Origin of the sequence: Geodermatophilus normandii, from assembly GCF_003182485.1 — a bacterium.
GTDB classification, from domain to species: Bacteria; Actinomycetota; Actinomycetes; order Mycobacteriales; family Geodermatophilaceae; genus Geodermatophilus; species Geodermatophilus normandii.
Map to the genome: position 1 here is coordinate 1,821,795 of NZ_QGTX01000001.1, position 14,953 is coordinate 1,836,747.

Here is a 14,953-nt window from a genome sequence, read left to right on the forward strand (position 1 = left end):
GGTCGCCCCGCGAGGCGCGCCGAGGAGTGAGGGCCGGAGGCCGACGATCAGAGCAGGCGCCTGCGGCGGAAGGCGAGGGCGCCGCCGACGGCGCCGCCGGTGAGGGCCGCCGCGGCGACGGTCGGGACGCCGATCCGGGCGGCCTTGCGGCCGGTGCGGAAGTCGCGGATGGTCCAGTCGCGGGAGCGGGCGACGGCGCGCAGCTCGGTGTCGGGGTTCACCGCGACCGCCGTCCCGGTGAGCGTGAGCATCGGCAGGTCGTTGGCCGAGTCGCTGTAGGCGGTGCAGCGCGCGAGGTCCAGCCCCTCCCGCTCGGCCAGCGCCCGCACCGCCTCGGCCTTGGCCTCCCCGTGCATGAGCTCGCCGACCAGCCGGCCGGTGTAGCAGCCGTCGACGACCTCGGCCACCGTGCCCAGCGCGCCGGTGAGTCCCAGGCGGTGGGCGATGATCCGCGCCAGCTCGACCGGCGTCGCGGTGACCAGCCAGACCCGCTGCCCGGCGTCGAGGTGCTGCTGGGCGAGGTTGCGGGTGCCCGACCAGATCCGGTCGGCCATGAGCTCGTCGTAGATCTCCTCGCCGGCGTCGACGATCTCCGACACCTCGCGGCCGGCGACGAAGGCCAGCGCGGTCTCGCGGATGGTGAGCATGTCGCCGGCGCTCTCGTTGCCGGCGACGCGGAACTTCGCCTGCTGCCACGCGAAGCGCGCGATGTCCCGGGAGGTCAGGTACTTGCGGGAGGCCAGGCCGCGGGCGAACCAGAACAGCGAGGCGCCCATCATCATCGTGTTGTCGACGTCGAAGAACGCGGCGGCGGTGCGGTCGGCCACCACGGTCGGGACCGGCTCGACCTCGGCGGCGGCCGCGGACGCGGCGCCCGCGACGTGCGCGCGGATCTCGTCCTCGGTCGGTGCCCCGGCGTCCTGCTTGCGGCGGCCGCGGAACGGCAGACCCGGCACGGGCTCCCTCCCCTGGGGTGGTCCCGCCGCCTCCCGGGCGGCACCCGGCGACACTACCGAGCGGCCGCCCGGGAGCCGGAGCCGGACCTCAGCACAGGACGGGCACCAGGCGGCACACGCCCAGGGGGTCGGGGAGCGGGCCGGACGGCGCGGTGGGAGTCGCCGGCGCGCTGCCGTCCCCGGGGGAGCGGGAGCGTCGGCGCCGGGATCGGCAGGCCCCCGGTCGGTGCGGACGGGGACGTCGTGGGTGCGCTGCCCCCGCCGGAGGGCGCGCTGCCGCCGCCGGGTGCCGTGCCGCCGGAGCCGGCGGAGCCCCGCCGGAGGAGGGCGGGGCCGCGGGTGCACCCGAGGGGGGGGACGACGGCGCGGGCGACGACGGGGCGGCCGGCCCGTCCGTGACCGGGCCTCGGGCCGGCGGTCGGAGCGGGCGGCGCGGCCGGGGCGGAGGGGTCCGGCGTCGCGGGGCCGCGCAGGGCGCGGGCACGGGCCGAGGTCGTCGGCGCCGGCGACCGCGGGGCCGGTGGGGCAGTCCAGGGCCGCCTCCAGGTCCGCCGCGCGGGTGCCGACCGCACCGAGCAGCCCCAGGGAGCGGGTGGCCGCGTCCCCGGCGTCGGCGGGCAGGGCGGCCTGCAGGCCGGCGAGGCCGTCGCCCTGGTCCTGCGCCCAGCCGCTGAGGACCGACAGCGGGCCGGCGTCGCCGCCGGCCACCGCCTGCGTGAGCACCAGGGCGGCGCCCTCGGAGGTCTGGGCGTCCATGGTGGCGAGGGTGTCGAGCACCAGGTCCGCCGGCGGCGCCGTCGCGGAGCCGTCGACCAGCCGGTCGAGCTCCCGCAGCCTGGTGGTGGCGAACTCCAGCAGGGTCAGCCCCCGCTCGTCGCCGGCCAGCGCGAGCTGGGTCTGCTCGGTGCCCCGCTTGAGGCCGTAGAGCGCGTCCCCCGGCTCGGCGTCGGTGGACAGCGCGACCAGGCTGCCCAGCGCCGTGACCGCCACGGCCGCACCGGCGACGCCGGCGGCGAGCCGGGCCCGCCAGGCCGGACGGCGTCCCGGCCGGGCCGCCCGCAGTCGCGCCAGGCCGCGGCGGGGCTCCGGCTCGGGCTCGGGCGAGCGGACGGCGGCCATCGCCACCAGCCGGGCGCGGGTGGCGGCGCGGAAGTCCGGCGACGGCTCGTCGTCGAGGTCGGTGGCGAGCGCGCGCAGCCGGTCCTCGAGGGCCGCCTCGCGCCCGTGCACGGACGCGCGGCGGGACGCCCCCGCGGCGTCGTGCCGGTCGCTCACCTGGGTCCTCCGGTCGGTCGGTGGGGACGCGGTCGACCGGAGCAACGACGCGCGGACGCCGGCGTTACGGCCGTCCGGGGGCTGACGACGTGGTCTCCCCCGGACGGGGGCACACCCGTCACCGGAGCCCCTCCGGCAGCAGGGCGGCCAGCCGCCGCACCGCGCGGTGCTGCAGCGCCTTGACCGCGCCGTCCTTCTTGCCCATGACCGCCGCGGTCTCCGACACCGACAGGCCCTGCAGGAAGCGCAGCGAGATGCACTCCTGCTGCTCGCTGCCCAGCTGGCGGACGCACGCGAGCAGCTGCTCGTTGGTCAGGCGGGCGACGACGGCGTCCTCGGGCCCGTCGGTGGCCTGGTCGGCGTCGCGCATGTCCGCGGTGGTGACCTCGAGCCGGAACCGGCTGCTCTTCACGTGGTCGCGGATGATGTTGCGCGCGATCGTCACCAGCCAGGCGCCGACGTCGCGGCCCTGGAAGGACAGCGAGTCGATGCGGCGCAGCGCGCGGACGAACGTCTCGCTGGTGAAGTCCTCGGCCTGCGCGCGGTCGCCCACCCGGTGCAGGACGTAGCGGTGGACCAGAGTCACGTAGTGGTCGTAGAGGCGCCCGAACGCCTCGGCGTCGCCGTCCTGCGCCTGCCGGACCAGCCCCCAGACGTCGACCCGGTCGCCGGGCAGGTCCTGCTCGAGCGCCGCCAGCTCCTCGGCGAGGACGGCGTCGTCCTCCTCGGTCCCCGGGACGGCCTCCGGAGCGGGGCCGGCGACGACGTCCGGCTCGAGCCGGTCCCCGGCGGACGCCGGCACCGCGGGCACGGCCTCCACGCTGGTGCGCGGCCAGGGCGTCGGACGGGGACGCGGACCGGGCCGCCGCCCGGCCGGGACGGCGGACGACCGCTCGTCCACGGGGCGCGGTGGCGGCATGCGGGACGTCGACCTCCTCGTCGGCCCGCCGAGCCGCGACGGCTCGCCCGACGGGGGTCCTCCCAGCTCGGCGGTGTCCCGCGGTGCTGCGGGTCCTCTCCCATGGTGACAACATGACTGCGAACCGTCCACGTCGGCCGGCCGAGTGGCACCCCGCGGTACCTCCCCGGGGGGACCGGCCGCCGCCCGCAGGAGGTGTCCGTGACCCCGCCGGGAACCGGGATGTCGACCCCGACGGGGCTGGCCGCCCTCGTGCGCGCCGCGGCCGGGGAGCGACCCGAGGCCCCCGCCGTCGTCGACGGCGGGACGCGGCTGTCCTGGCGCGAGCTCGACGCGCTCGTCGACCGCGCCGCCGCCGGGTACGCCGCCCGCGGGCTGGCGGCGGGGGACCGGGTGGCGGTGCAGCTCCCCAACGGCGTCGACTGGCTGCGGGCGGTGCTCGGCGCCCTGCGCGCCGGGCTCGTCGTCGTCCCGGTGAACACCGGCTACACCGACCCCGAGCTCGCGCACCTGCTCACCGACTCCGGCGCCGCCCTGCTGGTCGCGGCCGCCGACCGCCCCGCGCCGGGCGGCGTCCCCGTGGTGGCCGGACCACCCGACGGCGACGGCCCGCCGCCCGTGGACCCCGACGACCCCGACGCGCTGTCGTTCCTGGCCTACACCAGCGGCACCACCGGCCGGCCCCGCGGCGCGATGCTCACCGCGGGGGCGCTGCGCGCCAACCAGCAGCAGTGCCTGGCGATGCAGCCGCCGCCGGTCCGCCCCGACGACCGCGTGCTCCTGGTCCTGCCGCTCTTCCACGTCTACGGCCTCAACGCCGGCTTCGGCCTGGTGGCGGCGACCGGCGCGTGCGCCGTGCTGCAGCCGGCCTTCGACCCGCGGGCGTCGCTGGAGGTCATGGAGCGCGAGCAGGTCACCGCGGTCCCGGGCGCGCCGCCGATGTACCAGGCCTGGCTGGCCGTCGCCGACGCCGACGGCAGCGACGCCGGGCTGCGGCGGGCGTTCGCCGCGGTCCGCATCGCCTCCTCGGGTGCCGCGCCGCTGCCGCAGGAGACCTGGACGGCGATGCGCGACCGCGCCGCCGTCCGGGTGTGGGAGGGCTACGGCCTCACCGAGGCCTGCCCGGTGGTGGCCAGCACCCTGGCGACCGGCCGCGCCAAGCCCGCCTGCATCGGCGGCCCGGTGCCCGGCGTCGAGGTCGCCCTGCGCGGAGCGGCGGGCGACGTCGAGGAGGAGGGGCCGGGGGAGCTGTTCGTGCGCGGGGCCAACCTGTTCGCCGGGTTCTGGCCCGACGGCGCCGACGGCCCCGACGACGACGGCTGGCTGACCACCGGCGACCTCGCCTACCGCGACCGCGACGGCGACCTGCACCTGGTCGACCGGCGCAGCGACCTCGTGCTGGTCAGCGGCTTCAACGTCTACCCGGCCGAGGTGGAGCGGGTGCTCGACGCCCACCCCGCCGTCACCGAGAGCGCGGTCATCGGGCTCCCCGACGCCCGGACCGGGGCGGCCGTGCGGGCCGTCGTCGTCCTGGCGCCGGGCGCGCAGGCGACCGCCGAGGAGCTGCGGGCCCACGCCGCCTCCGCCCTGGCGCGCTACAAGGTGCCGACGTCGATCACCTTCCGGCCGGAGCTGCCGCACTCGCTGACGGGCAAGGTGAGCCGGGCGCGGCTGCGCGAGCTCGGGCTGCCGGCGGTCGACGAGGACGTCCCGTGACCGGGCCCGCCGAGCGGCTGGAGCTGCTGACCCGCGCCGGCTGCCACCTGTGCGTCACCGCGGCCGAGACGCTGGGGCGGATCGCCGCCGAGGCGGGCGTGGGCACCCGCGAGGTCGACGTCGACGCCGACCCGGAGCTGCAGGCCGAGTACGGCGACCGCGTGCCGGTGGTGCTGCTCGACGGTCGCGAGCACTCCTACTTCACCGTCGACGTCCCCCGCCTGCGCCGCGACCTCGGGATCGGCTAGCGGGCCACCCGGAAGGGGCGGCCGACGCCCGGGTGGGTATGGTCTCGGACACAGCGCCGCGCATCCGCGCAGGCCCGGGGCCTGCGGCTGGGTGCGCGACTTTGTTCCTGCGTTCACAAGCGGTTACCGTGGCTGTCGCCGGGTGGTCCACCGCCCGGATCCCCGATGTCGTCCGCCCCCGCAGGCTCCCGCCGGCGCCCGGGCGCGACCGCTGTGGAGTAGGCCCGTGATGCAGTCGCGGCCCCGGATCCCGGAGGCCACCGTCGCCCGGCTGGCCGTGTACCTGCGGGTGCTCACCGGACTCGCCGACAGCGGCCGCGGCACCGTCTCCTCCGGAGAGCTCGCCTCCGCGGCCGGCGTCAACCCCGCCGGGCTGCGCAAGGACCTCTCCCACCTCGGCCCCTGCGGCACCCGCGGGGTCGGGTACGAGGTGTCCACCCTGCGCGACCGCATCGCGGGCGTGCTGGGCATGGAGACCGCCCACGCCTGCGTCCTCGTCGGGATCGGCAACCTCGGGTCGGCGCTGGCCGGCTACGGCGGGTTCGGCAACCGCGGCTTCGAGTTCGTCGGCCTCTTCGACGCCTCGCCGGCCCGGGTGGGGCAGCGGATCGGCGACCTGCCGATCCGGCCCATGGAGGAGCTCGACGCGGTCCTCACCGCGACGCGGGCGACGATCGGGGTCATCGCGACGCCGGCCGAGGTGGCGCAGCGGGTCTGCGACCGGCTGACCTCGGCCGGGGTGAGGAGCATCTTGAACTTCGCGCCGGTGACGCTGTCCGCGCCCGCCGGGGTCGGCGTCCGCCAGGTCGACCTGTCCGTCGAGCTGCAGGTGCTCGCCTTCCTCGACAAGCAGCGGGGCCCGGCCGCCTCGCCGCTCGGGACGGCGCTCGCCCCCGCCGGGGGGATGGCATGAGCCTGCTCGCCGTCGGCATCAGCCACCGGACCGCGCCGGTCGCGCTGCTCGAGCAGGTCGCGATGAGCGCGGACGACAAGGTCAAGGCCCTGCACGAGCTGGTCCGGAGCGACCACGTCAGCGAGGCGCTGGTCCTCGCCACCTGCAACCGGGTCGAGGTCTTCGCGGAGGTCGACCGCTTCCACGGCGGCGTCGCCGAGGTCAGCCGCGTGCTGGCCCGCCAGGCCGGCGCCAGCGTCGAGGAGCTCTCGCCCTACGTCACCGTCCACTACGAGGACCAGGCCGTCGCCCACCTGTTCACCGTGGCCGCGGGCCTGGACTCGATGGTGGTCGGCGAGACGCAGGTCCTCGGCCAGCTGCGCGCCGCCTACGCCCTCGCGCAGGAGGAGGGCGCGGTCGGCCGCGCGCTGCACCCGGTCGCCCAGCACGCCCTGCGCGTGGGCAAGCGGGTGCACGCCGAGACCGGCATCGACCGCGCCGGCGCCAACCTGGTCACCGTCTCCCTCGACCACGCCGAGCAGCGGGTCGGCCCACTCGCCGGCCGCCCCGCGCTGGTGGTCGGCGCGGGCTCGATGGGCGCGCTGGCCGCCACCACGCTGTCCCGCCGCGGGGCGCTGGTCACCGTCGCCAGCCGCTCGCCGGAGTCGGCCGCCCGGCTCGCCGCCGCCGTCGACGGCGGCACCGCCGAGCTCGCCGACCTGCAGCAGGCCGTCGCCGACGCCGACGTCGTGGTCACCTGCACCGGCGCCACCGGCCTGGTCGTCGGCACCGACGTCGTCGCCGGCGCGATGGCCGCCCGCGCCGGCCGGCCGCTGGCCGTCGTCGACCTGGCGCTGCCCCGCGACGTCGACCCCGGCGTCGCCGCGCTGCCGGGCGTGCACCTGGTGGACCTGGCGCTGCTGCAGGGCGAGCGCTCGGCCGCCGGCGGCACCGGCCCCGTCGCCGCCGACGACGTCTCGGCCGCGCACGCGCTCATCGAGGCCGAGACGGCGCTGCTGCGCGCCGAGCAGCAGGCCGCCGCCGTCGCCCCGACCGTCTCCGCGCTGCGCAGCCAGGCCGCCGAGGTCGTCGACGCCGAGCTGCTGCGGCTGTCCACCCGGCTGCCCGACCTCGACGCCCGCGCGCGCAGCGAGATCGCCCGCACCGTGCGCCGCGTCGTCGACAAGCTGCTGCACGAGCCGACCGTGCGGGTCAAGGAGCTCGCCGGCACCCCTGGCGGTGTGGACTACGCCGACGCGCTGCGGGCGCTGTTCGGCCTCGGCATCGACACCGACGTCCCCGCCGACGGCGGGCGGCTGGCCGAGGCGGTCGCCGTCGACCCCGACGACCTGCGCCCGGGCGGTGCGGCATGACCACGCCGTCGACCGGCACCGCCACCCGCACGCTGCGCCTGGGCACCCGGGCCAGCCAGCTGGCGCACACCCAGTCGCAGACCGTCGCCGACGCGATCACCGCGGCCAGTGGCGTGCCGGTCGAGCTGGTGCACATCAGCACCGAGGGCGACCGGTCGGCCGCGGCCATCGCCCAGCTCGGCGGCACCGGCGTCTTCGTCACCGCGATCCGTCGCGCGCTGCTCGAGGGCACCGTCGACGTGGCCGTGCACAGCTACAAGGACCTGCCCACCGCGCCGGAGCCCGGTCTCGTGCTGGCCGCCGTGCCGCCGCGGGAGGACCCGCGCGACGCGCTCGTCGCCCGCGACCGGCTGACCCTGGGCGAGCTGCCCGCCGGCTCCCGCATCGGCACCGGCGCCCCGCGCCGGGTCGCGCAGCTGCGGGCCCTCGGCCTGGGCCTGGAGGTCGTGCCGATCCGCGGCAACGTGGACACCCGGATGGCCCGCGTCGTCCCCGGCGACCTCGACGCCGTCGTGCTCGCCCGGGCCGGGCTGGCCCGCCTCGGCCGGCTCGACGCCGTCACCGAGACCCTCGACCCGCTGCAGGTGCTGCCCGCCCCCGCGCAGGGCGCCCTGGCCGTCGAGTGCCGCGCCGGCGACGAGCACACGCTCGGCCTGCTCGCCGCCCTCGACGACGCCGGCACCCGCGCCTGCGTCCTGGCCGAGCGGACGACGCTGGCCGCGCTCGAGGCCGGCTGCAGCGCCCCGGTCGCCGCCCACGCCGAGCTGGCCGAGGGCGAGGACGGCGCCGAGCTGTACCTGCGCGCCTCGGTCACCGCGATCGACGGCAGCGACGGCGTCCGCGGCTCGGCCACCGGCCCGGTGGGCGACGCCGAGCGGCTGGGCCGCGAGCTCGCCGCCGACCTGCTCGACCGCGGTGCGGCCGAGCTGATGGCCGCCGCACGGTGACCACCCCCGCCGGGCAGACCGCCCCGGCTCCCCGGACCCCCGCCCACGCCCTCCCCAGGGCCACGACACCAACAAGGACCAGGAGCTCGTGATGACGCGCTTCCGCAAGACCCCCGGCCGCGTCGTCTTCGTCGGCGCCGGCCCCGGCGACCCCGGGATGCTCACCGCCCGGGCCACGGCGGCGATCGCCGAGGCCTCGGCGCTGCTCGTCGACCCCGACGTCCCCGCCGCCCTCCTCGACGCCGTCCGCGAGAGCCGCCCCGGCGTCGAGCCGACGGTCGTCTCCGGCGAGCCGGCCGACGTCGCCAAGGGCGCCGTCACGGCCGCCAAGAACGGCGACGTCGTCGTCCGGCTGGTCGCCGGTGACCCGTTCACCTCCGACGCCGCGGTCAAGGAGGTGTTCGCCGTCGGCCGCACCTCGGTGCCCTTCGACGTCGTCCCCGGCGTCGCCCCGTCGACCGCCGTCCCGGCCTTCGCCGGCGTCGCGCTCGGCGGCACCTCGCTGACCGCGGACCTGCGCGACGGCGGTACCGACCTCCCGGCGCTGGCCGCGGCCGCCAAGGCCCTGGAGGCCCCGGTGGTGCTGCAGGGCGGTGCCGAGCAGCTGCCCGACGCCGCCGCGCGGCTGGTCGAGGGCGGCCTGTCCGGCAGCACGCCGGTCGTCGTCACCACCGGCGGCTCGGGCACCGGGCAGAAGAGCGTCGTCGCGAAGCTCTCGGCCGTGGCGGAGAAGACCGCCGGACTCGACGCCGTCAGCGGCCCGGTCGTGGCCACGGTCGGCTCGGTCGTCGACAAGCGCGGCAAGCTCTCCTGGTGGGAGAGCCGGCCGCTGTTCGGCTGGCGGGTGCTCGTGCCGCGCACCAAGGACCAGGCCGGCGAGATGAGCGACCGGCTGCGGGCCTACGGCGCGGTGCCGGTCGAGGTGCCGACGATCGCCGTCGAGCCGCCGCGCAGCCCCGCGCAGATGGACCGCGCCATCAAGGGCCTGGTCACCGGCCGTTACGGCTGGATCGTGTTCACCTCGGCCAACGCGGTGCGCGCGGTCCGGGAGAAGTTCACCGAGCTGGGCCTCGACGCCCGTGCCTTCGCCGGCGTGAAGGTCGCCTGCGTCGGCGAGCAGACCGCCGAGGCGGTCCGCGCGTTCGGCATCGTGCCGGAGCTGGTGCCCACCGGGCAGCAGTCCAGCGAGGGCCTGCTGGCCGACTTCCCGGAGTACGACGACGTCCTCGACCCGATCGACCGGGTGCTGCTGCCCCGCGCCGACATCGCCACCGAGACCCTCACCGCGGGCCTCAAGGAGCGCGGCTGGGAGGTCGACGACGTGACCGCCTACCGCACGGTGCGCGCCGCCCCGCCGGCCGCCGCCGTCCGCGAGGCGATCAAGGGCGGCGGCTTCGACGCGGTGTGCTTCACCTCGTCGAGCACCGTGCGCAACCTCGTCGGCATCGCCGGCAAGCCGCACGCGAAGACCGTCGTCGCCGTGATCGGCCCCGCCACCGCGGCCACCGCGCAGGAGTTCGGCCTGCGCGTCGACGTGCAGCCCGAGGCCGCCGCGGCCGTGCCGCTGGTCGACGCGCTGGCCGCCTACGCCGAGGCGCAGCGGGAGGGTGAGGGCGAGTGACCGCCCCGCAGGGCGGCGCGAACCCGGGCTTCGCGCGCGGGCGGCGACTGCGGTCGACGCCCGCGCTGCGGCGGCTCACCGCGCAGACCCGGGTGGCCCCGGCCGACCTGGTGCTGCCGGTGTTCGTCAAGGAGGGCATCTCCGAGCCGGTGCCGATCGGGTCCATGCCCGGCGTCGTCCAGCACACGCCGGACTCGCTGCGGAAGGCCGCGCACGAGGCGGCCGAGGCCGGCATCGGCGGGCTCGTCCTGTTCGGCATCCCGTCGGAGAAGGACGCCGTGGGCTCGCAGGCCGACGCCGCCGACGGGATCGTCAACGTGGCGCTGCAGCGGCTGCGGGACGACCTCGGCGACGAGCTGGTGCTCATCGCCGACCTGTGCCTGTGCGAGTACACCGACCACGGGCACTGCGGGGTGGTCACGCCGGCCGGCGTCGTGGACAACGACCCGACGCTGGACCGCTACGCCGCCGTGGCCATCGCCCAGGCGCAGGCCGGCGCCCACGTCATCGCGCCCAGCGGGATGATGGACGGGCAGGTGGCGGCGATCCGCCGGGCGCTGGACTCCCGCGCGTTCAGCGAGACGCCGATCCTCGCCTACGCCGCGAAGTACGCCTCGGGCTTCTACGGGCCCTTCCGCGAGGCGGCCGAGGGCGCGCCGCAGTTCGGCGACCGCTCGACCTACCAGATGGACCCGCCCAACGCCGACGAGGCGCTGCGCGAGGTGCGCCAGGACCTCGCCGAGGGCGCCGACGCCGTCATGGTCAAGCCGGCGCTGCCCTACCTCGACGTCGTCGCCCGGGTCGCCGACGCCGTCGACGTCCCGGTCAGCGCCTACCAGGTCAGCGGCGAGTACGCGATGGTCGAGGCGGCCGCGGCCAACGGCTGGATCGACCGGGAGCGGGCCATCCTCGAGACGCTCACCGCCATCCGCCGCGCGGGGGCCGGCCAGGTCCTCACCTACTGGGCCGTCGAGGCCGCGCGCCTGCTGCGCCGGTGACCGGGCGCCGATGACCTACGTCGAGCCCGGGGGCTCCTGGCGGCCGCTGTGGCTGGTCGCCGGGGTCCTCGGGCTCCTCGTCGCCCTGGACGTCGTCCTGCCCGGGCCCGACGTGCCGCCGCTGGGCTGGGTCCTCGCCGTGGCCGCGGTGCTGGGCACCGTGGGCTCCGTCTGCCTCGCCGGCCGCCGGGTGTGGACGGTGCGGGTCGCCGGCGCCGGTCCCGACGCCGCCCTGTCCGTGGGCCGCGAGCGGGTGCCGCTGGCCGAGGTCGACGCCGCCCACCTGCGGGCGGTCCGCGAGGGGACGGCGGGTGTCGACGCCGGCGCCCCCGTCCTCGGCGGCGGCTGGTCGGTGCCCCGCGGGCGCACCGGGCTGCCGCTGCGGCTCACCGACGGCCGCACCGTGCTCGTGCCCACCCGCGACCCCGCCGCGCTGTCCTCCGCGCTGCTGGCCGCCGTGTCGGCCAGCGCCGTGCCGGAGAGCGGAGCGTCACAGGGCGCGGGACCCGACACCCCCGACGGCCGCCCGGGGAGCAGGGGGACACTGGGGCCGTGACCTCGCTGGACACGACGCGGTACGACTCCGCGGCGCCCGTCTCCGCCGACCTCTTCGCCCGCGCGCAGCGCGTGATCCCCGGCGGGGTGAACTCGCCCGTGCGGGCCTTCCGCGCCGTCGGCGGCACCCCGCGGTTCATGGCGCAGGGGCAGGGCGCCTGGCTCACCGACGCCGACGGCCGCCGCTACGTGGACCTGGTCGCCTCGTGGGGGCCGATGATCCTGGGTCACGCCCACCCGGCCGTCGTCGAGGCGGTCACCGCCGCCGCGCGCCGGGGCTTCTCCTTCGGCGCGCCCACCGAGGGCGAGCTGGACCTCGCGCAGGAGATCGTCGACCGCGTCGCCCCGGTGGAGCGGGTCCGGCTGGTCAACTCCGGCACCGAGGCGGTGCTCTCGGCGGTGCGGCTGGCCCGCGGCGCCACCGGCCGGCCGCTGGTGGTCAAGTTCGCCGGCTGCTACCACGGTCACGTCGACGCGCTGCTGGCCTCGGCCGGCTCCGGCGTCGCCACCCTCGGCCTGCCCGACACCCCCGGCGTCACCACCGGCGCGGCCGCCGACACGATCGTGCTGCCCTACAACGACGTCGCCGCGGTGGAGGCCGTCTTCGCCGAGCGCGGGTCCGACGTCGCCGTCGTCGTCAGCGAGGCCGCGCCCGGCAACATGGGCGTCGTCCCGCCGCGGGACGGCTTCAACGCCGCGCTGCGCCGGATCACCGCCGAGCACGGCGCGCTGCTCCTGCTCGACGAGGTCATGACCGGCTTCCGGGTGTCCCGCTCGGGCTGGTACGGCCTCGACCCCGTCGACGCCGACCTGATGACCTTCGGCAAGGTCATGGGCGGGGGGCTGCCGGCCGCGGCGTTCGGCGGCCGCGCCGACCTCATGGACCAGCTCGCCCCGACCGGCCCGGTGTACCAGGCCGGCACGCTGTCGGGGAACCCGGTCGCGGTCGCCGCGGGCCTGACGACGCTGCGGCTGTGCACCGACGACGTCTACGCGCGCTGCGACCAGGTCGCGGTCACCCTGCGCGGCGCGGCCAGCGCGGCCCTGTTCGCCGCGGGCGTCCCCCACCGGGTGCAGCAGGCCGGCTCGATGTTCTCGGTCTTCTTCGTCCCCGACGAGCGCCAGGTGGTCGACTACGACGGCGCCCGCACCCAGGACACCGCGGCCCACCGCGCCTTCTTCCACGAGATGCTCGCCCGCGGGGTCTACCTCCCGCCGTCGGCGTTCGAGTCCTGGTTCGTCAGCGCCGCGCTCGACGACGAGGCCGTGGAGCGGGTGCTGGACGCGCTGCCGGCCGCCGCCCGCGCCGCCGCGGCCGCCGACCCCGCCGACGCCCCCTCCGACGAGGACGCGAAGGACGCCCAGGAGCTGCAGCCCTGATGGAGACGACCGTCGTCCACCTCCTCCGGCACGGGGAGGTGTTCAACCCCACCGGCGTGCTCTACGGCCGGCTGCCGGGCTTCCGGCTGTCCGAGGCCGGTGAGGGCATGGCCCGCCGCGCCGCGGAGTGGTTCACCGGGCGCGACGTCACGTACCTGGTGTCCAGCCCGCTCGAGCGCGCCCGGCAGACCGCCGCGCCGATCGCCGAGGCGCTGGACCTGCCGGTCGCGGTCGACGAGCGGCTCATCGAGGCCGGCAACGCCTTCGAGGGCACGAGGGTCGGCGGCGGTGCCGGGGTCGCCCGCCGTCCGCGGGACTGGTGGAAGCTGCGCAACCCCGTCCGGCCGTCGTGGGGCGAGCCCTACGTGGAGATCGCCGCGCGGATGCTGATGGCCGTCGAGGCCGCCCGCGACGCCGCCCGCGGCAGCGCGGCGGTCTGCGTGAGCCACCAGCTGCCGATCTGGACCCTGCGGCTGCACCTCGAGGGCAGGCGGTACGCGCACGACCCGCGACGGCGGCAGTGCGGGCTGGCCAGCGTCACCTCGGTGACCTACGAGGGCGACCGCGTCGCGCACATCGGCTACGCCGAGCCCGCCGGTGCCACCGACCCCGACGCGGTGCCCGGCGCATGAGGCGCACCCTCCCCGCCGTCCTCGCGTCGGCCGCCCTGCTCACCGGCTGCAGCACCGGCGCGGACGCCGTCGACGTCAGCAACGGCGGGCAGTTCCGCTTCGTCGCGGCCACCCCCGACGGCGAGGTGATCCCCGAGGCCGACCGCGACTCCGCGCCGGAGTTCGGCGGCACGCTGCTCGGCGGCGGCGACTGGACGTCCGACGAGCTCGCCGGGCAGGTCGCCGTCCTCAACTTCTGGGGCTCCTGGTGCGCGCCCTGCCGGGTGGAGACGCCGCAGTTCCAGGAGGTCTACGCCGAGGTCCGCGACGAGGGCGTGGCGTTCCTGGGGCTGAACGTCAAGGAGCCCGACGAGCAGTTCGGGCAGGCCTTCGTCGACACCCAGGGCATCGAGTTCCCCTCGCTCTACGACCCCGCCGGCGAGGTCGCGCTGGCGTTCCGGGACTACCCGGCCAACGCGATCCCGTCCACCATCGTGCTCGACCGCGAGGGCCGGGTGGCCGCCGTCTACACCGGCGAGGTGACGCAGGACGACCTGCGCGCCGTCCTCGACCTGCTGCTCGGGGAGGGCTGAGTGGACGGCATCGGGGACCTGGTGGCCGACGGCCCGCTGCTGGTGGCCGCCGCGGTCGCCGCGCTGGCCGGGCTGGTCAGCTTCGCCTCGCCCTGCGTGCTGCCGCTCGTGCCCGGCTACCTGTCCTACGTCACCGGGCTGGTGGGCAGCGGCGCCCGCACCGCGGCCGCGCCCGCCCCGGCCGGCGGGGGCGCCGGCACCACCGGCACTGCCACCGGCACCGCCACCGCCACCGCCGTCCGCACCGACGAGCGCACCCCGCGCGGGCGGATGGTGCTCGGCGCGCTGCTGTTCGTCCTCGGCTTCACCGCCGTCTTCGTCGCCGCCGGCGCCGCCTTCGGCGGGCTGGGCCGGCTGCTCGTCCAGTACGACGACGTCATCACCCGGGTCATGGGCGCGGTCGTCATCGTGGTCGGGCTGGGCTTCCTCGGCTGGCTGCCGTTCCTGCAGCGCACCGCGCGGCTGTCGGTGCGGCCCGCGGCCGGGCTGGCCGGCGCCCCGCTGCTCGGCGTCGTCTTCGGCCTCGGCTGGACGCCGTGCCTGGGCCCGACCCTGTCGGCGGTCTACTCCCTCGCCTACACCGAGGCGACCGCCGGCCGCGGCGCGCTGCTGTCGGTCGCCTACTGCCTGGGCCTGGGCGTGCCGTTCGTGCTCGTCGCGCTCGGCGCGCGCTGGGCGGTCGGGGCGACGGCGTTCCTGCGCCGGCACGCCCGGGGCGTCACCCGCTTCGGCGGCGCGGTGCTCGTCGTCGTCGGCCTGCTCCTGGTCACCGGCGCCTGGACCGAGATGATGGCCTGGCTGCGGTCCTGGCTGGCCGTCACCGGCCTGGGGGAGGCGGCCCCGCTGTGACGACCACGGCCCCGCCGCGT

Annotated in this window: 14 protein-coding genes; 12 read left to right on the plus strand and 2 right to left on the minus strand. The window is 77.5% G+C overall.

Annotated features, from left to right (window positions below):
- Positions 1 to 47 precede the first annotated feature (47 nt).
- Together JD79_RS23675 and JD79_RS09005 are read right to left on the minus strand one after the other, a co-directional pair.
- Positions 48 to 2,231: an HAD-IB family hydrolase gene (locus JD79_RS23675; protein ID WP_245899964.1), complete on the minus strand. Its 2,184-nt coding sequence runs from the start codon at positions 2,229 to 2,231 to the stop codon at positions 48 to 50.
- A 118-nt stretch (positions 2,232 to 2,349) separates the two neighbouring features.
- Entirely contained in the window at positions 2,350 to 3,042 is a 693-nt protein-coding gene (locus tag JD79_RS09005; protein ID WP_245899965.1) for a sigma-70 family RNA polymerase sigma factor, read from the minus strand.
- A 309-nt stretch (positions 3,043 to 3,351) separates the two neighbouring features.
- Here JD79_RS09005 and JD79_RS09010 point away from each other — a divergent pair, with 309 nt between their 5' ends.
- The 12 genes from JD79_RS09010 (at position 3,352) to JD79_RS09065 (ending at position 14,933) form a co-directional block, all read left to right on the plus strand.
- Positions 3,352 to 4,866 (plus strand): AMP-binding protein, encoded by a 1,515-nt coding sequence (locus tag JD79_RS09010; RefSeq protein WP_245899966.1) that lies wholly within the window; start codon positions 3,352 to 3,354, stop codon positions 4,864 to 4,866.
- Entirely contained in the window at positions 4,863 to 5,114 is a 252-nt protein-coding gene (locus tag JD79_RS09015; RefSeq protein ID WP_110005247.1) for a glutaredoxin family protein, read from the plus strand. The genes JD79_RS09010 and JD79_RS09015 overlap by 4 nt, the downstream gene beginning before the upstream one ends.
- A gap of 229 nt (positions 5,115 to 5,343) precedes the next feature.
- The gene (locus JD79_RS09020) at positions 5,344 to 6,027 is read left to right on the plus strand and encodes a redox-sensing transcriptional repressor Rex (RefSeq protein WP_245900324.1); all 684 of its coding nucleotides are present in this window, start codon (positions 5,344 to 5,346) and stop codon (positions 6,025 to 6,027) included.
- Positions 6,024 to 7,379, plus strand: coding sequence for a glutamyl-tRNA reductase (locus JD79_RS09025; protein ID WP_110005249.1), 1,356 nt, complete (start codon positions 6,024 to 6,026; stop codon positions 7,377 to 7,379). Before JD79_RS09020 ends, JD79_RS09025 begins: the two co-directional genes overlap by 4 nt.
- Positions 7,376 to 8,326 carry a hydroxymethylbilane synthase gene (gene hemC / locus JD79_RS09030; RefSeq protein ID WP_110005250.1) on the plus strand — a complete coding sequence of 317 codons (951 nt, stop codon included), beginning with the start codon at positions 7,376 to 7,378 and terminating at the stop codon, positions 8,324 to 8,326. Before JD79_RS09025 ends, hemC begins: the two co-directional genes overlap by 4 nt.
- Before the next feature lie 91 nt (positions 8,327 to 8,417).
- A complete protein-coding gene (locus JD79_RS09035) occupies positions 8,418 to 9,947 on the plus strand; it encodes a bifunctional uroporphyrinogen-III C-methyltransferase/uroporphyrinogen-III synthase (RefSeq protein WP_110005251.1) in 1,530 nt (509 codons plus the stop codon).
- On the plus strand, positions 9,944 to 10,945 hold the full coding sequence (gene hemB, locus JD79_RS09040; protein WP_110005252.1) for a porphobilinogen synthase: 1,002 nt from the start codon (positions 9,944 to 9,946) through the stop codon (positions 10,943 to 10,945). The genes JD79_RS09035 and hemB overlap by 4 nt, the downstream gene beginning before the upstream one ends.
- Before the next feature lie 10 nt (positions 10,946 to 10,955).
- A complete protein-coding gene (locus JD79_RS09045; RefSeq protein WP_245899967.1) occupies positions 10,956 to 11,501 on the plus strand; it encodes a hypothetical protein in 546 nt (181 codons plus the stop codon).
- Positions 11,498 to 12,880, plus strand: a complete 1,383-nt coding sequence (gene hemL / locus JD79_RS09050) for a glutamate-1-semialdehyde 2,1-aminomutase (protein WP_110005253.1) — start codon at positions 11,498 to 11,500, stop codon at positions 12,878 to 12,880. The genes JD79_RS09045 and hemL overlap by 4 nt, the downstream gene beginning before the upstream one ends.
- The gene (locus JD79_RS09055) at positions 12,880 to 13,512 is read left to right on the plus strand and encodes a histidine phosphatase family protein (protein ID WP_110005254.1); all 633 of its coding nucleotides are present in this window, start codon (positions 12,880 to 12,882) and stop codon (positions 13,510 to 13,512) included. Before hemL ends, JD79_RS09055 begins: the two co-directional genes overlap by 1 nt.
- Entirely contained in the window at positions 13,509 to 14,084 is a 576-nt protein-coding gene (locus JD79_RS09060) for a TlpA family protein disulfide reductase (protein WP_110005255.1), read from the plus strand. The genes JD79_RS09055 and JD79_RS09060 overlap by 4 nt, the downstream gene beginning before the upstream one ends.
- Positions 14,085 to 14,933, plus strand: coding sequence for a cytochrome c biogenesis CcdA family protein (locus JD79_RS09065; RefSeq protein ID WP_110005256.1), 849 nt, complete (start codon positions 14,085 to 14,087; stop codon positions 14,931 to 14,933).
- Positions 14,934 to 14,953: the final 20 nt, after the last annotated feature.